Source organism: Rhodococcus sp. PSBB066 (genome assembly GCF_017068255.1).
GTDB classification, from domain to species: domain Bacteria; phylum Actinomycetota; class Actinomycetes; order Mycobacteriales; family Mycobacteriaceae; genus Rhodococcus; species Rhodococcus aetherivorans.
Genome location: NZ_CP070859.1, coordinates 2,834,188 through 2,853,013, shown reverse-complemented (window position 1 = coordinate 2,853,013; position 18,826 = coordinate 2,834,188). Strand labels below are relative to the sequence as shown.

The window sequence follows — 18,826 nt, the reverse complement described above, 5'->3', positions numbered from 1 at the left end:
ACGGCAACCCTGCCGCACAGGACACTCACCCAACGAGAGGTGCTCACCATGAAGTACATGCTGCTGATCAACGCCGCATCGGCCGACGCGAGCGACCAGTGCAGCGTCGAGGAGTGGATGGTCTACGACAAGCAGATCCAGGAGACCGGAATCGTCGTTGCCTCGGAGTCGCTCGCGGACCTGACCACCGCGACGACCGTGCGGGTCGGCCCCGACGGTGCGCGTGCCGTCACCACCGACGGGCCGTTCGCCGAGACGCGCGAGGTCCTCGGGGGCTTCTACGTCGTCGACGTGCCCGACCTCGACGTCGCGCTGGACTGGGCGGCCCGCTGTCCCGGGGCGCGCGGCGGCGGATCCGTGGTGGTGCGGCCGATCGCCGACTTCGGGCAGTGACCGCGACGGACGGGCCGGGCGCCGGCGCCCGGGTCGACGCCGCCGTGGAAGCGGTGTTCCGGGAGGAGCGCGGTCGGCTGCTCGCCGCGCTCGTCCACCGCTTCGGCGACCTCGACCTGGCCGAGGACGTCGCCGCCGAGGCGATCGAGGCGGCGCTGGTGCACTGGCCCGTCCGGGGCGTACCGGCCAAGCCGGGGGCCTGGCTGCTGACGACGGCGCGGCGCAAGGCCGTGGACCGGCTCCGGCGGGATCAGGTGTACGCCGCCCGGCTCGCCGTTCTGCAGGTGGATTCGGAACGGGCCGCCCCCTCCCGCACCCCGGACACCGGCAGTGAGATGCCCGACGAACGCCTGCAGTTGTTCTTCACCTGTGCCCACCCGGCGCTGCCGGCCGAGGACCGGGTGGCACTGACCCTGCGATGCCTGGCCGGGCTCGAGACACCCGAGGTGGCGCGCGCCTTTCTCGTCCCGACCGCGACGATGGCCCAGCGGATCGTACGGGCGAAGAAGAAGATCCGGCAGGCCCGCATCCCGTTCCGGGTGCCGGATCCGGACGAGTTGCCGGAGCGACTGCCGGGCGTGCTACAGGTGCTCTACTCGGTCTTCACCGAGGGATACGTAGCCAGCTCGGGGCCGGACCTGCAACGTCTCGACCTCGCCGAGGAGTCGATCCGGCTGGTCCGGATCCTGCGCCGACTGCTGCCCGGCGAGCGGGAGGTGACCGGGCTGCTCGCTTTGATGCTGCTGATCCATGCGCGACGCGCCGCCCGGACCGGCCCGGACGGCGAGATCGTTCTGCTCGCGGATCAGGATCGCGCACGGTGGGACCACGCCCTGATCGCCGAGGGCACCGCCCTCGTGCCCGTGGCGCTGACCGGCGGCCCGCCGGGTCCGTACGGAGTGCAGGCCGCGATCGCGGCGCTGCACGACGAGGCCCCCGACGCCGCATCCACCGACTGGCCGCAGATCGTCGCGCTCTACGACGTCCTGTCCGCCCTGGCACCGTCGCCGGTCGTCGCGGTGAACCGCGCCGTGGCGGTGGCGATGCGCGACGGTCCCGAGGCCGGCCTGGCGCTGCTCGACGCACTCGCCGACGAGCCCCGGCTGCGCGGCTACCACCCGTATTCCACCGCGCGCGGCGAACTGCTGCACCGGCTCGGCCGCGACGACGAGGCCGCCGTCGCCTACCGGCGGGCGCTCGAGCAGGCCGGAACCGAACCCGAACGGGAGCACCTGCGCCGGCGTCTGGACGAGACCGGCCGGTCGTGACCGGGACGAACCCGCGTCCATTCGGGCGCCGACACCGCCCGCACCGGCACCGCCGGTGCAGTTGACCCCGGCCGGCTGCCGGCCGAACATCGCAGCCCGAGCATCGAACCGGCGCTGGTGCCGGCGGTCGGCCCCCGATCGCCTCGGGGGCCGGGGAGGACGGTCAGTGGGGGGCGGCGGTCGACCCACCGGAGCGATTGCCGAACGGATGGCGCCAATCGGGTGAGTTGGACGGCGAGCCCCCGGGCGGCGGCGGGACGGCGCTGCCGGGCTGCGGTGCGGAGGGCTGCGGTGCGGAGGACCGGTCGTACTCGTGCCTCGCAGCGGTGGTCTCGAGACGGGATTCTTTCAGTTCGCGGCGAGCGAGCCGACCTCGACGCGAGGTCCGCTGCGCACCGGCGAGCAGGAGACTCAGCCCGACCGCTCCGATCGCACCGACGACGATGCCGTAGAGGAACAGTGCCCCGGTCGAACCGGTGACGTGGTACCCGAAGACGACGAAGCTGTCGTCGGTCAGTGCATGGGCGGCGCCGGTGTTGCCCAACACCCCGGCCACACCGATGATCACGGCGGCGAGGAGAACGACGAGTCCGAAGATGATGAGCATGACGGCCTCCATGGCCAGGGGAGTGTGTATCTCTCCAGTCAACGCCGGGTTCGCACCGTTGTCGACCCGGCTGTCGTGGAAGTCGTTGCTCCTGCGGCTAGCCGTCGAAGCCGCTGCGGGCGGCCCAGCCCGACGCGGCGAACGACTGTCGCAGGGCGGCGCGCAGGTCCGCTTCACCCGCAAGGGCTTTCATCGCGGACCGGTACTCGTGCGGGCGCCGGCCGACGAGTGCGGCGAACCCGGCACAGTGGCGCAGGAGCGCGGCGAACAGCGCCTCCTGGGACTGCAGCGGCAGCGGCGGCGCCCCCGGCGGCGCGAGGGCGCCCCACTTCGAGACGTACACGCCGAAGGACGCCGGCCGCTGTCCGCCGTCGATCTCCAGCCGGCACTCGTCCGCGGTCACGGTGCGTCGCGTGTAGTTCGGCTCCGTCGCATCGAGGCACGCGAGCTGGTCTCGGTCGAGCAGCGACGCGAACACCGGGGTGCCGGTCCCCGGCCGCCGGAACGCGGTCGCCGCAACGTAGCCGGGCACGCTGACGTGGGCGCTGTGCCCGACGGCGATGCCCTCGACCGTCGCGCGCAGGAACGGCACGGTGGTGTCGACGTTTCCGGCCGTGAACTTGCGTCGCACGACCGCCGGGCACGCGTTCGAGCCCACCGCGACGACGAGGTGCCGGTCGCCGACGCCGGCGACGCCGGCCCGGCGCAGCGCCTCGTCGAGCGTCGAGTCCTCGCGCCCGTCCAGCCGTGCCGCACCGAGGCCGGCTCCCGGCAGGGGACGTGCCCGGTGATAGCCGTCCTCCCGGAGCAGGCCACTGCCCGGCGCGGCCGTCCCGGGATAGAGCCAGGGGGCGGCCGCGAAATCACCACAGTCCGTTCCGGCGGCAGAAGCCACCTTCCCAGTATGGCGCCGCGAACGCGCGGTACCCTCCGGCCGTGCAGATCGAACCGCGTCCCATCGACGACGCCGAGGTGCAGTCCCTGATCGACGAGGTGCAGCTCGAGTACGTCCGTCGCTACGGCGGACCGGACCACACGTCGCTGCATCCGGAGGAGTTCACCCCGCCGCACGGCGTCTTCCTGCTCGCCCGCGGCGGCGGTGCGCCGGCGGGGATCGGTGGCTGGCGGGCCCGCGACTCGGCGCATCCGGGACTGCGCGACGGCGACGCCGAGATCAAGCGCATGTACGTGCGGGAAGGCGCCCGCCGCCGGGGCGTGGCCCGACGGATCCTGGCCGAACTCGAACGCACCGCCGTCGAGGCGGGCCGGCGTCGGATGGTGCTCGAGACCGGCACCGAGCAGCCCGAGGCTCTCGCCATGTATGCCGCCGCCGGATACGAGCCGCTGCCCGAACGGTTCGGCAAGTACGCGTACTCCGCATCGTCGCTGTACTTCTTCAAGGACCTCGCGCTGCCCGGCGACGACGCGCCCCGCGTCCGTCCCGCACTCGCGGCGGAGCTGCCGGTTCTTCAGGACATCGAGCGCGCGGCCGGCCGCGCGTTCGCGGACCTCGGAATGGACGCCGTCGCCGCCGACCCGCCGCCCACGCTCGAGGAGCTGCACGAGTATGTGACCGGCGGGCGCGCCTGGGTGTGCCTCGACGGCCACGACCGCCCGGTGGCATAACCTGCTCGCCGATGTCGTCGACGGCACCGCCCACATCGAGCAGGTGTCGGTGCATCCGGACCATGCTCGCCGCGGGCTCGGCCGGGCCCTGATCGACCACCTCGCCGGCTGGGCGCGTGTCCGCGAACTGCCCGCCCTGACGCTGACCACCTTCGCCGACGTCCCGTGGAACGGGCCGTACTACCGGCGGCTCGGCTTCCGGTACCTGCGCGACGACGAACTCGGCCCGGGGCTGCGGCAGATCCGGCGCGACGAGGCCGCCGGGGGTATGGACCGGTGGCCCCGCGCGGCCATGCGACGCGAACTCTGAAGTTCTGCAAGACGTCTCACGTACGGCGCGGTACCGCGGCGGCCCAGAATCGCCGCACCAGGTCCGTCGTCTCGGCCGGCGCCTCGAGCGGTACGAGGTACGCGGCGCCGTCGACGACGGCGCAGGACCCGTCGGGTAGCAGCAGGCTCGCCGCGCGTGCCTGCTCGGGCGTCCAGCCCTTGTGATCGCTGCCGGTGACGAACAGGGTCGGGACCGACACCCGTGGGAGCCGCTCGGTGAGGTCGGGCCGGTGCAGCGAGATGGAGACGACGGCGTTGCGCAGCGCGGCCCGGTCCGCGCGGACGAGACAGTCCTCGACGAGTGCGACCGCCTCCGGGTCGCGCTCCCTCGTTGCGGCGGAGAGCAATACGTTCGTCACGCCGGACCGGATGAACCCGGCGGCGCCGAGCGTCCGGTAGGCGGCGAGGAGGAACAGCGTGCGCGCGCGCTCCGGCCGGTTCAGCGCCTGGACGGGCGTCCCCAGCGTCACCAGCGTCCGGCACCTCGACGCCGCGTCGGTCGCGAAGACGATGCCGACGTGGCCGCCCCAGGCATTGCCGACCCAGTCGACGGGTTCGTCGACACCGAGGGCGTCGAGCACGGTGACGGCCGCCGCGGCGCATTCCCCGGTGGTGTAGCGCCGGCCGGGGTCACCGCTCGCCCCGTGCCCGGGACCGGTGACCACGACGAGGCGCCGGTCGACTCCCAGCGCGTCTTCGACTCTGCTCCAGGATCTTTCGTCGACGAACAGGCTGTGCCAGAGCACCGCGGGCCGGCCCTCCCCGTGCACGCGGACGGCGAGTGGACCCACCTCGGTCGAGATCTTCTGCATCCGTGTCATGACCGCCACCACCTCCGGTGCGACTCGGGTTGACACTGTCAATTGCTATGGTCCCGCGGTAGGTTGACACTGTCAATGGGCGGAGCCGCGCACGCCGGGAAGGGCTGGTGGACGGATGACCGACACGCTCGACGAACGGCTGCTCCGAGCCGCGCTCGAACTGCTGAGGGAGCAGCCGGCCGAACGCCTCAGCCTCCGCCGGGTGGCGCAGCAGCTGGACGTGAGCCACCAGGCGCCCTACGTGCACTTCGGGAACAAGCGCCGGTTCCTCGCGGCCGTGGCGGGCACCGGGCTGCAGGGCGCCGCGGCAGAGGCGGCCGCCGCCGTCGAGGCAGCCGGATCCGATCCACGGTGCCGGCTGCACGCGCTCACCGACGCCTACCTGCGGTTCGTCCGGGAGCGCCCGCACGTGCACGACCTGGCCTACGGGCCCACGGTCGACAAGGCCGATCACCCGCGCCTGCAACAGGCGGCCGCCGACTACTGGCGTCTGTTGCGCGGCACCGTGGCGGCCTGCCAGCCCGAGGGTGTGGAGGAGGCCGAGGTGCTGCGGCGGTGCGCTGCCACGTGGGGCACCGTCTACGGCATCGCCCGGCTGACCACACTGCACCAGATCCCCGCGTCGGTCCCCGGCGACCGCGACGGCCTGTTGCACGAGGCCGTCGACGTGCTCCACCGGGGCTGGCAGGCCGGCGACTCGGCCGGGATCCCGGGACAGGACCCGTCTTCCCCGTCGCCGCCGGGTCGCCGGTGACCGCACCGGTCCGATGCCGCCGTTAGCCGACTTGTTCTATTTCAAATAGAACAATATGCTTGTCCCGTGCTCATCAGACTGGACCCGAACTCGCCGGACCCGTTGTTCGTGCAACTGGCCGCGGCCGTGCGCGGCGCGGTGGCCCGGGGCGAGGTCCGGGCGGGCGAGCGCCTCCCCGGCGCGCGCGACCTCGCCGCATCGCTCGGCCTCAACGTCCACACCGTGTTGCGGGGGTACCAGCAACTGCGCGACGAAGGCCTGGTGGAGCTGCGCCGCGGACGCGGCGCGGTCGTCACCGACCGCGCCGAAACCGGGCATGCCGCTTTGCATTCCGCCGTCGCTCAGGCCGTCGCGCACGCCAAACGCGTCGGCCTGAGCGCCGACGATCTCGTCGACCTGATCAGAACGGAGTACCGATGACAGACGATCCCGGCACCGACCGGCGCCCCACCGGCCGCATCCTCCTCAGCTCCACGGCCGCACCCCTGGCCGTCGCCGCCGCGGGCGCACTCGTGCTCCGGAGCTGGCATGCGCAGCTACCGGATCCGATCGCAACACATTGGAACCTCGACGGCACCGCGGACGGATTCGCCGGCCTCCCGGCGACGATCGCACTGTTGCTCGGGTTCGGTGTCCTGTTCGCCGCCCTCGGTTTCGGTCTCGCCCGGGCCGCCGACACCGACCCTGCCCTCACCCGCGCGGTCGCCGCGACCGTCACGGGGACGGTCGCTTTCGTGACCGCCCTGATCGTGCTGGTCACCGGCTCTCAGCGGGGACTCGCGGACGCCGCCGCAGCCTCGCCGCCGGGGGCGTCTCTCCTCGCAGCACTCGGCATCGGCGTCGCCCTCGGGGCCGTTGCCGCCGCGGCGGTGCCCCGGTGGTCGCGCGGACCTGCCGCTCCCCCGGCCGCCGATGCACCGCGAATTTCCCTCGGCGCACACGAACTCGTCGCGTGGACCCGATCGGTGGCCACCGGCAACGTCACGACGATCGTGCTCGTCGCGGCGATCGGTATCGTCGCCGCCCTCGGCGTGCTCACACGCCTGTGGATCCTGCTGGGCCTGGCCGTGCTGCTCGCCGTGCTGGTCGCGCTGACCTGCTCGATCCGCGTCACCGTCGACGTCCGCGGGGTCACCGTCGCGGGCCTGTTCGGGTGGCCGCACCTGCACACCCCGCTCGGTGCCATCGCCTGCGCGTCCGTCACCGACGTGGCACCGCTGAAGCACTTCGGGGGCTACGGATACCGCATGGCGGTACTGGGCCCGCTGCGCGGCGCCCGAGGGTTCGTCCTGCGCGGCGGCCCCGCGCTGGTGCTGCACCGGCGCGACGGCGCACGCACCCTGGTCGTGGTCGACGATGCCGCGACCGCCGCCGGCCTCGTCAACGCCCTCGTCGAGACAGGACCGAGGCACCCCCAGTAGATTCCCGTGGAACATCTCACCTGCGGGCGGCGGAGAGTCCGGCACCGTCGATCATCCGCCGGCCACCACGTTGAGCGATCCGAGCTGCACAACACATCAACAACCAACCGGGCGCAATTCCCGGCGCGGGACGCTGCTTCGCACCACCGAACCTCACCGCTGGAGGATTTCGGAGAGCCGCCTGATGCCTTCGGCGATCTGGGCTTCGGTTGCGGCCCCGTAGGAGAAGCGCAGGAACGGTGCGGGTGGTTCGTCCACGAAGAAGTGACTCCCGTCCCCGATGAGTACCCCGGCCGCGTACGCGGCGGTGCAGATCTCGCGGGCATCTGCGCCCTGGGGCAGCCTGGCCCACAGGTGAAGGCCACCGCGCGGGACGCACGGGATGCGGATGCCGGGCGTCGTGGCGTGGATCGCGGAGGCAAGTGCGTCGCGTCGCGTCGCGAGCTCTGCGCGCAGGCGTTTCAGGTGCCGGGGCCACGCATTCGAGGTCAGGAGACCGCAGGCGATTTCCTGCACCAGCGGCGCGACGCAGAGGTCGTCGGCGGTGCGGGAGGCCCGGAGCCGTTCACCTGCCGGGCCGCGCGCGATGACCGCGCCGAGCCTGAGACCTGGGGAGGCAGGCTTCGAAAGGGTGAGGATCGATACGACGTGTCCGTGGGGGTCTTCGGTGAAGAGGGAGGGTGGGGCCTGTCCGTCGATTCCGAGGTGTCTGGCCCAGTCGTCCTCGATGATGAACGCGCCGTGTCGGGCGGCGAGTTCGAGCACCTGCTTCCGGCGCTCTGCACCGAGGACCGCGCCGGTGGGGTTCGCGTAGTTCGGCTGGAGGTAGACCACTCGCGCTCGCGTGCGTTCGAGTTCGTCGGCGAGACGGTCGACCAGGATCCCGTCGGCGTCGGCGGGCACCGACGAGAGGTTCAGGCCCGCGCTCTGCGCAGCGAGAATCGCGCCCGGATAGCTCGGACTCTCGGTGATGACCGCCGACCCCGGCTCGGCGAGTGTGCGCATCGTGAAGACGAGGCCCTGCTGCCCGCCGGAGACCACAAGCACGTCGTTCGGGTCGGCGCGGTATTCGGAGGCGAGGATCCGCCGCAGTTCCGGCGATCCCGCTGGCGGCGTCATCATCCAGGCACGACCGCTCTTCGCCGCACGCGAGCCGATGCGATGCAGTTCCTCGTTCGGCTGTAGTTCGGGGGCGAGGTATCCCCAGGAGAGCGGGATGTGGTCGGGAGTACCGTAGCCGCCCAGGCGAGCGGCCCGGTCGGCGTCCACTCTGGCGCGGCCGAGCGCCTGAGACTGCCAGGAGAAGTCCGGTTCCGGTAGTCGTTCGCGGCCCGCCACGAACGTTCCCCGTCCGGGCTCAGCCCGGACCAGCCCGAATGCGCTCAGTTCCGAGAGAGCTGCCGAGACGGTGGCTGCACTCGCCGCGAACTCTCCGGAGAGTTCGCGGACACCCGGCAGTTTCTCCCCGATATGCATCGTCGCGATCCGCTGGCGGAGGCGTGCCGCGATTTCCGACGCTCTGTTATCATTCGACATGACGCTAGTGAATAACGTTACTCAAGTTTCTGCAAGATTGTTACGCCATCGAGCGGGCGTGACGTCGGCAGTCTCGGCGGCGCACCGATGAGCCGGGGTTCCTCTGTGCTGCGGGATGTCTCAGTCTCCGCGGTCGTCGCGGGCTTCCTCTCGGCGCTCATCAACTTCGCAGGCCCGTTCCTGATCGTGCTCGAAGCCACTCGCGCAGCGGGTCTGAACGAGGCGCAGACCGCGTCGTGGGTCTGGGCGGTGGCGATCGGCAACGGCGTGTGCAGCATCGCGCTGAGCCTGTTCACCCGTATCCCGGTGATCGTCGCTTGGTCGACGCCCGGAGCGGCGCTGCTGATCGCCTCGCTCGGCGGCTTCTCGTTCACCGAGGCCGTCGGCGCGTTCCTCGTCGCCTCGGTCGCCGCCGCAGTGGTCGGGTACACGGGCTGGTTCGGCCGGCTACTCGCCAGGGTGCCCGGCCCGGTGCTACAGGCTCTGCTCGCCGGGATCCTGCTGCCCTTCGTCGTGACCGCAGCGGGCGCCTTCACGAGCGCGCCGCTGATCGCGGGGAGCATCGTCGTCGCCTTTTTCCTCGGCAAGCGCTTCTTCGACCGATACGCAGTGCTCGCCGGACTCGTCGCCGGGCTCGCGGCGACCGGGGCGACCGGATCCTTCCGCGAGGTCGCGCCGTCGCTCGCGCTCGGCGGCCCTGTGTTCACGATGCCGGCATTCACCCCGGCCGCGCTCGTGAGCATCGCGCTGCCGCTGTTCATTGTCACGATGGCCTCGCAGAACGCACCCGGGCTGGCACTGCTCCACTCGCAGGGGTACGAGCCGAACGACCGCCTGCTCGTCGGTGCCATCTCGACGGTCTCGGCGATCCTCGCGCCCTTCGGCTGCCACGGCATCAACCTCGGCGCGATCACGGCGGCGATCGCGCTCGGCCCCGAGTCGCATCCGGATCGCGCACAGCGTTACATCGCGGGCCTCTCGGGCGGCCTCACCTATCTGCTCGTCGGCTCGTTCGGGGGCGTGCTCGTGGCCGGGTTCCGGGCGATCCCGAGCGAAACGGTTTCGGTTCTTGCTGCCGTCGCCCTGCTGGGCTCTGCCCTCACCGCACTGAAAGGTGCGATGGGCGGCGATACCCGCACCGGGATCGCGGCCCTGACCACGCTCGCGGTCACCATGTCGGGCGTCGTGTTCTTCAGCGTCGGTGCCGCGTTCTGGGGCCTCGTCGCGGGCAGCGCCGCGTACCTCCTGCTGGCCCCACGCCAGCCGGGAACCCGAACAGGCAAGGAAAGAAAGGAGAACGCAGTGATGACGTGACCGAAGCCTGAGCGCGGCGCATCCCGCATCGGATATTCGATCCTCGCGGGCGGAGAACGCTCGGACAGTACCTGGCAGTACCGCTCTGCCGAGACCTCAACCACCGATAGGAGCCACCCATGGCAACGACCACCATTCCGACGATCCGGCCGCTCGCCCCTGCCGACGAGTGCCGCTGGCGTGTCCTCTTCCGCGAGTACCGCGAGTTCTACAAGCTGCCCGAGTCCGAGGACATCGTCTCCCGCGCATGGGGATGGTTCATGGATCCCCGACACGAATGCAAGGCTCTCGTTGCGGAAGCGGACGGCGAGATCCTCGGGTTTGCACACCATCGCCGGTTCTCCTCGCCCTACACCGGCACCACCGGCCTCTTCCTCGACGACCTGTTCACCGACCCCGCAGCCCGAGGCCGGGGCGTCGGACGTGCACTGATCGGCCGTCTCACCGAGATGGCCACCGCCGAGGGTCGCGCCGTGGTGCAGTGGGTGACCGCCGAAGACAACCACCAAGCCCAGGCGCTCTACAACACCCTCGCCACGCGAACGAGCTGGGTCACCTACGAGGCCGAACCTTCTGCGAAGTGAGCACTGCACCATGAAACCGCTGCCGCCGGAGACCCTCCGAGTGGTAGCACAGGGCGGCGGAAATGCGAGTTGATCCATTCGCCTGTCCTCGACGGTATTGGGGCCGGCCCGGAGCCGGCCCCAATACCGTCCAGCCGTGCCCTGCCTGCGGATCCCCGACCGGTAGGTCGCCGACGATGATCAGTGCGTCGACCCGTCTCCGCGCCAGCCTCGAAAACCTTTGCCGCAGAACCACATCAGGCAATCCGACGGGGTGGCGGATCATCACAAGCAGTGGCGTCCACCAATCCACCTGCCGGTGTTGGTGACCGAGTTGCCGGGTGAACGGCGCGTACCGGCCCGCCCGACCCGCTGAACCGTGCGCAGAGGCTACGGTCCGGCCGGGAAAACCTCGACGAGCGAACCGGGTTCGATGACGACCGGTCCGGCCGCGGTGCGGTGCTCCCGTCGCCCGCCGCGGGCCGGCGGGTCACCAGGCCAGCCCGAGATCGACGGCGGCCAGGCCGGCCCGCGTGCGGTTGTCCACCCCGAGCTTGGCGTAGACGCGCTCGACGTGGTTGCGGGCCGTCTTCTCCGCGATGCACAGCTCGTCGGCGATCTGCCGGTTGGACCGGCCCCGGGCGACGAGCCGCAGCACCTCCACCTCGCGGGCGGTCAGCCCGGCCGGCCATGGCGCGCGCCGCACCCGCCGGTGCCCGGCCGCCGTCAGCACCGCCTCGACCGCCTCGGCGTCGAGGCGCCCGCGGTGGGCCTCCTGCCGCAGGCGGCCCGCTGCGTGTTCGGGGGTGAGCGCACCGCGATGCGGCCGGGGTTCCCCGAAGCGCTGGTACGTCTCCGCCGCGGCGAGGAGACGATCGGCGACACTCAGGTCGCGTCCGCGCACGCCGTTGGGATACCCGGAGCCGTCGAGGCGTTCGCGGTGCGTGGTTGCGACGGCGACGACGTCCTCCATGCCGGTGACGCGGCTGAGGATCCGCCCGGTCAGGTAGGGGTACAGCCGGACCCGCTCCCATTCGGCGCCGGTGAGCGGACCGGGCTTCTCCCAGATCCGGTTGGACACCCCCATCCGGCCGAGACCGTGCACGAGCCCGGCCCGGTAGAGCACCTCGACGTCCGTCGCCGGCAGGCCGCGCAGGCGGCCCGCGGCCGCGGTCAGCTCGGCCACCGCCCGCGAATGCCCGAGCAGGCAGGGAACTTTCAGATCGACGAAGTCTGCCATCGCACGAAGCAGCGTGTCGAGTTCGTCGCCGGCGAGGACGCGCGCACGGTCGGGCGCCCGATCCAGCGCCGCCGCCCACGCGTCCTGCTCGAGCAGACCGTCGGTGAGTTCGCCCGCGGCCTCCTGGAACACCCGCGCCACCCGCGGACAGAACTGGGTCCCGCTGCGCGCCCGCGCGACCTCGACGGCCCGCCCCGGCCCGCCGGCCCGCAGATGGACCTCGGAGACCTCCGCGAGGTGCACGATGTGCATCTCGAGGGGGATGTCGTCGCCGCGCACACCCGCGGGCAGCCCGGCGCCGTCCCACCGTTCGAACGCGTAGGCCAGGGCCGCGCCGACCTGCCGGTCGAGCCCGACCCGGTCGGACAGCGTCCCCGCCGAGGCGCAGTGCGAACCGATCAGCTCGGCCATGCGACGGCGGGCGGTCAGCAGGAACGCGACGACCTCGACCCCGCGACGCGCGCCGTCGAGCCCGCGCCCGACGTGGCTGGTCAGCATCCGCAGGAACGGCAGCCCCCTCATGTCGACCCCGTAGGTATCGGCGCGGAGTGCGATGTCGTCGCCGAACAGCTGCGCCAACTCGTGCGAGTCCGCGTGGCAACCGATCCAGGCGACGAGGTTCGCGTAGTAGACGACGGCCTGCTGCCGTGCGTCCAGGCCCATGCGCTCGGCGATCCGTCCGGCCAGCACGGCGGACCGCAGCATGTGCTCCATCGGCTGCCCCAGGCCCAGGTCGATCGCCAGGGACAGCGCCGCGAGCAGCTCGGCGCGCCGCGGCCCGTCCCGCGGGCCCGGAGACGACTCGCTCCTGCGCTGCACGGCCCCATTGTCCTCCGCCGCCTGAGCCGGGGCGCCCTGCCGGACGGATGCCGAAGATGAGGCATCGGCCCCATGCTTCCGGTCACGACGCGGCGCACGATCGGGAGGACCGTATTCGTACGCCGAGGGAGGACGAGATGAAGACCACACCGCAGGAAGCCGCCGAGGAGCCCCGCGCCCTGCCCCGGGTCGCCGGCGAGCGGTTCACCGGGTATGCCGTGATCGGGGCGCCGTTCGCCAGCGGGCACTGTCTGGCGCTGCGCCGGTTCACCGCCGGGTCGGTGGGCCCCGCCTTCACCGCGGTCTGGCACCGCGACCCGCAGGGCCACTGGACCGTCTACAGCGATGCCGCGCCGGAGCACGGATGCGCCCGCTACCTCGGCGCCGCCCTCACCCGGACGGTGCGCACCGACGTCGCCGCCGAGTGGACCGGCCCGTCCCGGTTGCACATCACGGCGGGCGACGACGTCGTCTGGGACGTGCGGGTGTCCTCGTCGCCGGCCACCACCCTGGCGACCCTGGCCGGCCGGCTGCTGCCGGGTGGGGCGTGGCACAACCCCGCGGTCCTGGCCGCCGTGGCGCGCGTCGCCGGCCCGGTCCTGGGCGCCGGCCGGATCCGGCTCACCGGCGACGTGCCGAACGGACAGTGGTTCCGCGCCGCACCGCGCCGGTTGTGGTCCGCCCGCACCCTCGCCGCGGTGGTGGGCGGCGTCGACCTCGGCGCCGACGGGCCGCTGCCCGAACAGGAGCGGCTCGGCGATTTCCGGATTCCTCAGCGCGCCCTGTTCGCGACCGTCGATGCCTGGTTCGAGCCGTTCGATCCGCTGCGGCACGCGCCGGCGTCCCCGGGCGGTGCGCTCACCTGCTGACCCGTGCCGGCACTTGCGCGTGCGATGATCTTGTGGACCATCGAGGGGGTGCCATTGTCTGAAAGCATCGTGCCGGTGACGGGTAGACGAACCACGCGGGGGGCGTCCGAGGACCCTGTGTACGTTCCGCTGCGCAGCATCTCCGAGGCGGCGGCGACGCTGCAGGAGTCGGTGGCGCGGCAGAACGCCACGGACTACTACGAGGTCCGCGCGGCGATGGATGCGGAGTACTACTGGCGCGCCGTGGTGCAGACCTTTCAGATCGCCGACGAGTCGTTCCTGCACGCCTCGCGCGGCACCCAGGACGGTGCCGACATCTCGGCCCACGTCATGGCCCGCGCCGCGGACTGGGTGGCGAGGACGGAACTGGCCGTGGAGGGCTCCCGGATGTACGGGGCGCTGGTCGCATTCACCCAGGGTGTGGGCGACGGGTACGCGGCGGTGGAGTCGTGGGCCGACGCCACCAAGCGAGCGAGCCGATAGGCCGCTGCGCGGCCGGTGCGTCCTTTGGGTTGCTCCTGCCGCCCAAAGGACGCACCGGGCTACAGCCCCACCGCCGCCCGCTCCCCCTCGACGATCGCGGCGTGTGCCCGTCGCGGCGTGACCGCGTCGCCGATCCGCACGACGTGGAAGGCGCTGTCGCGCAGCGCTACCCAAAGATCGTCCACGGGGTCCTGATGGGTGGCCACGACCACCGCGTCCACCGTGCGGGTGTGCGCGACGGCGGTCGGGTGGTGCCACAGCGCGACGTCGAGCCTGCCGCCGGTCTCGGTGACGGCGGTGACGAGCGTGTCGGTGAGCTGCGCGATGCCCTCGGCGTGTGCCCGGCGGGTCCAGCTCTCCATGTCGAGGGTCAGGCCGAGGTCCTGTCCGACGATCATCCCGGCCGTGCAGACCGTGACCGCGGCGCCGCGGCCGGCGAGCAGTGCGGCCACCGACGTCGCCTGGTGGAAGCCGAGGTCGTCGACGACGAGGACGTCGCCCTGCGGGGACACGCGGCCGTCGAGCACGTCGCGGACGTCGACGACGAGCGCGGTGTCGCCGGCCCAGTCCGGGCGCCGCGGGCGCGCCCCGGTGGCGACGACGACCGCGTCCGGTCGGTGCTCCTGCACGAAGGCGGCGTCGACGTGCACGCCGATACGCACATCGACGCCCGCGCGGCGGCATTCGACCTCGAGGCTGTCCACCATGCCGGCGAGTTCGCCGCGGCCCGGAGCGGTGGCGGCCGTGCGGATCTGACCACCCAGGGCGGGGGTGCGCTCGCACAGGGTGACCCGGTGCCCGCGCTGCGCGGCGGTCGCGGCGGCGCGCAGGCCGGCCGGTCCGCCACCGACGACCAGCACGCGCCGGCCGGGGACCGCCGGATCGGGTAGCAGCTGCGCCTCGCGGCCGGCGCGGGGGTTCTCCACGCAACCGATCCACCGGCCGAGCCCTACCCGGCCGATGCACTCCTGGTTGCAGGCCAGGCACGGACGCACGGCCTCGTCGTCGCCGGCGAGAGCCTTGGCGGCGAAGTCGGGGTCGGCGATCTGGCCGCGGACGACGCCGACGAGGTCGCAGCGCCCCTCGGCGAGGGCCGCCTCGGCCTGGGCGGGGGTGGTGAAGCGTCCGACGCCGACGACCGGCAGCCGCACCCGCCGCCGGATCGCGTCGGGCACGAACAACGCGTAGCCGTGGGGCGTGGCCATGGACGCCTCGATCAGGTGCAGCGTCTCGGTGGCCACGCCGATCGAGGTGTTCAGGTAGTCGACGTGCCCGCTGTCTTCGATCATGGCGGCGACGGCGACGGCGTCGTCGAGGGTGATCCCGCCGTCGGTGCCGTCGTGCCCGCTGAGGCGGACCCCCACGACCAGGTCGGACCCGACCGCCGCGCGCAGTGCCCCGACGACCTCGAGCAGGAACCGCGCCCTGTTCCGGAGCGGTCCGCCGTACCGGTCGGTGCGCAGGTTGGTGCCCGGGGACAGGAACTGCCGCACGATCGACGCCTGCGAGCACTGCAGTTCGACCCCGTCGAATCCGCCGGCACGGCAGTGCTCGGCGACGCGGGCGTACCCCTCGACGAGGTCGCGGATCTCGTGCTCCTCGAGCGCCTTGGGCACCTCCCGGAACAGCGGGTCGGGCACGGCGCTGGGCGCCCACAGCGGCAGGCCGGTGTACATGCCGCAGCCCTGGGCGCCGTTGTGGTTGAGCTGGGCGAAGATTCGCCCGCCGCGGGCGTGCACGGCGTCGGTGATCCGCCGGTACCCGGGCACCACCGCGGGGTCGTACCCGCGGATCAGCTTCTCGTAGGGCCGGTCCGTCGGGTGCACGGTGTGCTCCTCCGAGACGATCAGCCCGGCTCCACCGCCGGCCCGCGCCGCGTAGTACGCGGCGTGCTGCGCGGTGGGCAGCCCGTCCTCGGCGAAGTTGGTCAGGTGCGCGGAGAACACCACCCGGTTGCGCAGCGTGACCGGGCCGAGCCGCAGCGGGGCGGCCAGCCGTGGGTGCGGTCCGGCGGAGCAGGTTTCGCTCACACCTTCGAGTTCCCCTGGTCGAGGGCCATCTGGCTGCCGGTGACGGTCCGGGCGCGGTCGCTCGCGAGATACAGCACGGCCTCGGTGATGTCGTCGACGTCGGCGATCGGCTTCTCGGTGAGGATCGGGGCGAAGCTCGGCAGCCAGTGCGGGTACTTCTCGAACAGCGTCAGCGCGCCTTGGTCGGTACCCATCGGGGTGTTCACGCCGTAGGGGTGGATGGAGTTGACCCGGATGCGGTACTCGCCGAGCTCCTTGGCGGCGCTCTGGGTCAGGCCGACGAGGCCGAACTTCGCGGCGGCGTAGTTGGCCTGGCCGGGCATGGCCTTCAGCCCGGCGACGGAACTCACGACGATGATCGACCCTCCGTTGCCGGCCTCGATCATGGCGGGCGTGGCGGCCTTGAGGGTCTTGAAGACGCCGGTGAGGTTGATGTCGATCAGTTCCTCGAACTGCTCGTCGGGCATCTCCCAGAAGCGGTTCCAGTTGCAGATGCCCGCGTTGGCGACGACGACGTCGAGGCGGCCGAACTGGGCGACGCCGTCGTCGACGACGGACTTCAGGGCGGCGCTGTCGCGCACGTCGGCGATGCGCGCGTGGATCTTCGCCCCCTCGGCCTCGACGAGCTGGACGGTCTCGTGGAAGTCGGCTTCGGTGACCGGGGCGTAGGAGTTGTACTCCGAGACGGGACCGGCGATGTCGACGCCGATGATCGACGCGCCCTCCCGCGCGAACCGGATCGCGTGGTTGCGTCCCTGACCGCGCGCAATGCCGGTGATGAACACGACCTTGCCGTCGAACTCGCCCATTCGTCGATCCTTCCGATCCGTAGCAGTCTGCAACAGGTTACAGTTCGGATCCGAGCGTGTGACCCTCCCGTACCGCCTGGTGGACACTTCGCGGCGCCAGGCAGTCGCCGATCCGTGTCAGCCCGGTGCGGTACAGGGTGTCCTCCGGCAGCCCCGGGGCGCAGTCGACGAGCAGCGCGCCGGCGACGTCGGTGCGCCGTCCGGTCAGCCGGTGCTCGAGTTCGACCGCGTCGGCGCCGACCCGTCGCACCGTGACCCCGAGGTGCCGGGCGACCCCGGCCCGCTGCAGCCGGGTGTTCGCCGCGACCAGGTCGCCCGTCGGCTCGAGCCGCGACCCGGCGATCGGGTCCGTCGTGGCGTACGAGACGGTATAGCCCTGGGCGGCAAGCTGTTCCGCGATGCCCACCGCGACGGGACCCCCGACGGGATCCCACACCACGACCGGCCGCACGGCGATCGGGCCACCGGCCAGCAGGCCGGCTGCGGTGACGTAGTGGCCCTCCTCGGCCGGGTACTCGGGGGGCCGGTCCCGGCTGCCGGTGGCGAGCACGACGGCCTCGCCCGCGGCCACGGCGTCCTCGAGTTCGCCGGCGGTGACGGCACGACGGGTGTCGATCCGCACGCCGAGCGCGCGGCAGCGGGCCTCGAGCCAGTCGACGAGCGCGGAGAGCGTGTCGCGTCCCGTGCCCACCGCCGCGGTGCGCAGCATCCCGCCGACGCGTCCGGCGCGCTCGACGAGGCGGACCCGGTGACCGCGCTCCGCGAGGACCCGGGCGGCCTCGAGCCCGGCCGGACCCCCACCGACCACGAGGACGTCCCGCGCGGCGGTGGCCGGAGGCTGCGGCGCGCGCGTCTCGTGCCCGGCCTCCGCGTTGCCGATGCAGCCGACCCGGGGATTGCGGAAGTCGCGCACCAGGCAGGCCTGGTTGCACAGCACGCACGGCCGGGGCGAGCGGCCCTCGCGCACGGCGGTGACGAGGTCCGGATCGGCGATCTGCGCGCGGGTCATCTCGACGAGGTCGCCCACCCCCTCGGCGAGGGCGCGCTGCGCGGCGGCGGGGTCGACGACGCTGCCCTGCAGGACGACGGGGACGACGCCCGCCACCGCGTCGCGGACGGCGCGGCACAGTCCGGCGTTGAACCCGGCCGGCGTGTGCGCGTCGGGCCGGTACGCGCCGGGGGCGTAGAGGCCGCCTCGCACGACGGTGAGCAGATCCAGGTCCGGCGCGAGGTCGCGGGCGTGGGCGGCGGCGTGCTCCGGGGTGATGCCGGCCCAGGGCGCCTCCTCGTCGCAGCTCAGGCGCAGCGCCAGGATCCGCCCGGGGCCGAGTTCGGCGCGCACGGCCGCGACCACCCGCCGCAACAGCAACGACCGGTCGGCGCCGTAGCGGTCGGTGCGCCGATTGGTCAGGCCCGAGAGGAACTGGCGCAGCAGCGCGGTCGGCCCGGCGTCCAGTTCGATCCCGTCGACATCGGCGGCGACCGCGACCGCGGCGGCGGCGCGGAATCCCTCGATCACCGCATCGATCTCGTCGTCGCCGAGTTCCATGGGCAGTTCCCGGACCGCGGGGTCCGCCACCCGCGACGGGGCCCACAGCGGTGCCTGGGTCCACGCGCTCGAGCCCTGCAGCCCGGCGTGGCCGAGGCCGGCCAGCACCAGGGTGCCGTGCGGCCGGCAGGCGGCGACGACGGCGGCCCATCCGGGACCGCACTCCGCGGCCAGGGGCGCCCGCTCGTAGGGCTGGTCGTGCGGGTGCACGGAGGCGACCTCGGTCACGAGCACCCCCGCGCCACCGCGCGCTCGGCGCTCGTAGTACGCCACGTGTTCGGACGAAAAGGTCCTCCCCACACCGAGATTGGTTTCGTGCGGCCCGAAGAGCACCCTGGCCGGCGCGTGGCGTCCGGCCAGGGTGATCGGTTCGGTGAGGGTGCCCATCGGCAGG

19 protein-coding genes are annotated in these 18,826 nt (G+C 72.5%); 11 read left to right on the top strand and 8 right to left on the bottom strand.

Annotated features, from left to right (window positions below):
* Positions 1-48 precede the first annotated feature (48 nt).
* Positions 49-393: a YciI family protein gene (locus JYA75_RS13275; RefSeq protein ID WP_029544974.1), complete on the top strand. Its 345-nt coding sequence runs from the start codon at positions 49-51 to the stop codon at positions 391-393.
* Positions 390-1,661 (top strand): DUF6596 domain-containing protein, encoded by a 1,272-nt coding sequence (locus tag JYA75_RS13270; RefSeq protein ID WP_050035564.1) that lies wholly within the window; start codon positions 390-392, stop codon positions 1,659-1,661. Before JYA75_RS13275 ends, JYA75_RS13270 begins: the two co-directional genes overlap by 4 nt.
* Positions 1,662-1,824: 163 nt before the next feature.
* On the opposite strand, the gene JYA75_RS13265 is transcribed toward JYA75_RS13270, so the two are convergent.
* Positions 1,825-2,268, bottom strand: coding sequence for a hypothetical protein (locus tag JYA75_RS13265; RefSeq protein ID WP_050036402.1), 444 nt, complete (start codon positions 2,266-2,268; stop codon positions 1,825-1,827).
* Positions 2,269-2,365: 97 nt separating this feature from the next.
* Positions 2,366-3,163 carry a hypothetical protein gene (locus JYA75_RS13260; RefSeq protein WP_185712895.1) on the bottom strand — a complete coding sequence of 266 codons (798 nt, stop codon included), beginning with the start codon at positions 3,161-3,163 and terminating at the stop codon, positions 2,366-2,368.
* A 41-nt stretch (positions 3,164-3,204) separates the two neighbouring features.
* Between JYA75_RS13260 and JYA75_RS13255 the strand changes: the two genes are divergently transcribed.
* The gene (locus tag JYA75_RS13255; protein ID WP_239010580.1) at positions 3,205-3,894 is read left to right on the top strand and encodes a GNAT family N-acetyltransferase; all 690 of its coding nucleotides are present in this window, start codon (positions 3,205-3,207) and stop codon (positions 3,892-3,894) included.
* Between the two features lie 43 nt (positions 3,895-3,937).
* A complete protein-coding gene (locus tag JYA75_RS28810) occupies positions 3,938-4,204 on the top strand; it encodes a GNAT family N-acetyltransferase (protein WP_239010579.1) in 267 nt (88 codons plus the stop codon).
* Between the two features lie 16 nt (positions 4,205-4,220).
* On the opposite strand, the gene JYA75_RS13250 is transcribed toward JYA75_RS28810, so the two are convergent.
* A complete protein-coding gene (locus tag JYA75_RS13250) occupies positions 4,221-5,045 on the bottom strand; it encodes an alpha/beta hydrolase (RefSeq protein ID WP_185712896.1) in 825 nt (274 codons plus the stop codon).
* Between the two features lie 115 nt (positions 5,046-5,160).
* Between JYA75_RS13250 and JYA75_RS13245 the strand changes: the two genes are divergently transcribed.
* From JYA75_RS13245 to JYA75_RS13235, 3 genes are all read left to right on the top strand, one after another.
* The gene (locus JYA75_RS13245) at positions 5,161-5,799 is read left to right on the top strand and encodes a TetR-like C-terminal domain-containing protein (protein ID WP_006930946.1); all 639 of its coding nucleotides are present in this window, start codon (positions 5,161-5,163) and stop codon (positions 5,797-5,799) included.
* 66 nt (positions 5,800-5,865) lie between these two features.
* The gene (locus JYA75_RS13240; RefSeq protein ID WP_006930948.1) at positions 5,866-6,219 is read left to right on the top strand and encodes a GntR family transcriptional regulator; all 354 of its coding nucleotides are present in this window, start codon (positions 5,866-5,868) and stop codon (positions 6,217-6,219) included.
* Entirely contained in the window at positions 6,216-7,220 is a 1,005-nt protein-coding gene (locus JYA75_RS13235; RefSeq protein ID WP_185712897.1) for a DUF1648 domain-containing protein, read from the top strand. Before JYA75_RS13240 ends, JYA75_RS13235 begins: the two co-directional genes overlap by 4 nt.
* Before the next feature lie 153 nt (positions 7,221-7,373).
* On the opposite strand, the gene JYA75_RS13230 is transcribed toward JYA75_RS13235, so the two are convergent.
* Positions 7,374-8,756 carry a PLP-dependent aminotransferase family protein gene (locus JYA75_RS13230; RefSeq protein WP_161996436.1) on the bottom strand — a complete coding sequence of 461 codons (1,383 nt, stop codon included), beginning with the start codon at positions 8,754-8,756 and terminating at the stop codon, positions 7,374-7,376.
* A gap of 87 nt (positions 8,757-8,843) precedes the next feature.
* Here JYA75_RS13230 and JYA75_RS13225 point away from each other — a divergent pair, with 87 nt between their 5' ends.
* Together JYA75_RS13225 and JYA75_RS13220 are read left to right on the top strand one after the other, a co-directional pair.
* Positions 8,844-10,070 carry a benzoate/H(+) symporter BenE family transporter gene (locus JYA75_RS13225; protein WP_202917311.1) on the top strand — a complete coding sequence of 409 codons (1,227 nt, stop codon included), beginning with the start codon at positions 8,844-8,846 and terminating at the stop codon, positions 10,068-10,070.
* A 119-nt stretch (positions 10,071-10,189) separates the two neighbouring features.
* Positions 10,190-10,654, top strand: coding sequence for a GNAT family N-acetyltransferase (locus JYA75_RS13220; RefSeq protein ID WP_006930966.1), 465 nt, complete (start codon positions 10,190-10,192; stop codon positions 10,652-10,654).
* A 469-nt stretch (positions 10,655-11,123) separates the two neighbouring features.
* On the opposite strand, the gene JYA75_RS13215 is transcribed toward JYA75_RS13220, so the two are convergent.
* The gene (locus JYA75_RS13215; RefSeq protein ID WP_006930969.1) at positions 11,124-12,692 is read right to left on the bottom strand and encodes an HD domain-containing phosphohydrolase; all 1,569 of its coding nucleotides are present in this window, start codon (positions 12,690-12,692) and stop codon (positions 11,124-11,126) included.
* A 137-nt stretch (positions 12,693-12,829) separates the two neighbouring features.
* On the opposite strand from JYA75_RS13215, the gene JYA75_RS13210 reads away from it, so the two are divergent.
* Entirely contained in the window at positions 12,830-13,561 is a 732-nt protein-coding gene (locus tag JYA75_RS13210) for a hypothetical protein (protein ID WP_050035569.1), read from the top strand.
* Between the two features lie 75 nt (positions 13,562-13,636).
* Entirely contained in the window at positions 13,637-14,044 is a 408-nt protein-coding gene (locus JYA75_RS13205) for a hypothetical protein (RefSeq protein WP_239010578.1), read from the top strand.
* A 59-nt stretch (positions 14,045-14,103) separates the two neighbouring features.
* On the opposite strand, the gene JYA75_RS13200 is transcribed toward JYA75_RS13205, so the two are convergent.
* From JYA75_RS13200 to JYA75_RS13190, 3 genes are read right to left on the bottom strand one after another with little or no spacing between them, the layout of a single operon-like run.
* Complete coding sequence (locus tag JYA75_RS13200) at positions 14,104-16,074, bottom strand: mycofactocin system FadH/OYE family oxidoreductase 2 (protein ID WP_203330092.1); 1,971 nt, start codon at positions 16,072-16,074, stop codon at positions 14,104-14,106.
* Positions 16,071-16,883: a mycofactocin-coupled SDR family oxidoreductase gene (locus JYA75_RS13195; protein ID WP_006930974.1), complete on the bottom strand. Its 813-nt coding sequence runs from the start codon at positions 16,881-16,883 to the stop codon at positions 16,071-16,073. The genes JYA75_RS13200 and JYA75_RS13195 overlap by 4 nt, the downstream gene beginning before the upstream one ends.
* A 37-nt stretch (positions 16,884-16,920) precedes the next feature.
* Positions 16,921-18,819: a mycofactocin system FadH/OYE family oxidoreductase 1 gene (locus tag JYA75_RS13190; RefSeq protein WP_203330091.1), complete on the bottom strand. Its 1,899-nt coding sequence runs from the start codon at positions 18,817-18,819 to the stop codon at positions 16,921-16,923.
* Positions 18,820-18,826 lie beyond the last annotated feature (7 nt).

Coding starts and splice junctions, on each gene's coding strand:
- JYA75_RS13225 (WP_202917311.1), top strand. CDS start 8,844: ATGAGCCGGGGTTCCTCTGTGCTGCGGGATGTCTCAGTCTCCGCGGTC.
- JYA75_RS13210 (WP_050035569.1), top strand. CDS start 12,830: ATGAAGACCACACCGCAGGAAGCCGCCGAGGAGCCCCGCGCCCTGCCC.
- JYA75_RS13235 (WP_185712897.1), top strand. CDS start 6,216: ATGACAGACGATCCCGGCACCGACCGGCGCCCCACCGGCCGCATCCTC.
- JYA75_RS13190 (WP_203330091.1), bottom strand. CDS start 18,819: ATGGGCACCCTCACCGAACCGATCACCCTGGCCGGACGCCACGCGCCG.
- JYA75_RS13220 (WP_006930966.1), top strand. CDS start 10,190: ATGGCAACGACCACCATTCCGACGATCCGGCCGCTCGCCCCTGCCGAC.
- JYA75_RS13245 (WP_006930946.1), top strand. CDS start 5,161: ATGACCGACACGCTCGACGAACGGCTGCTCCGAGCCGCGCTCGAACTG.
- JYA75_RS13230 (WP_161996436.1), bottom strand. CDS start 8,756: ATGTCGAATGATAACAGAGCGTCGGAAATCGCGGCACGCCTCCGCCAG.
- JYA75_RS13250 (WP_185712896.1), bottom strand. CDS start 5,045: ATGACACGGATGCAGAAGATCTCGACCGAGGTGGGTCCACTCGCCGTC.
- JYA75_RS13195 (WP_006930974.1), bottom strand. CDS start 16,883: ATGGGCGAGTTCGACGGCAAGGTCGTGTTCATCACCGGCATTGCGCGC.
- JYA75_RS13265 (WP_050036402.1), bottom strand. CDS start 2,268: ATGCTCATCATCTTCGGACTCGTCGTTCTCCTCGCCGCCGTGATCATC.
- JYA75_RS13275 (WP_029544974.1), top strand. CDS start 49: ATGAAGTACATGCTGCTGATCAACGCCGCATCGGCCGACGCGAGCGAC.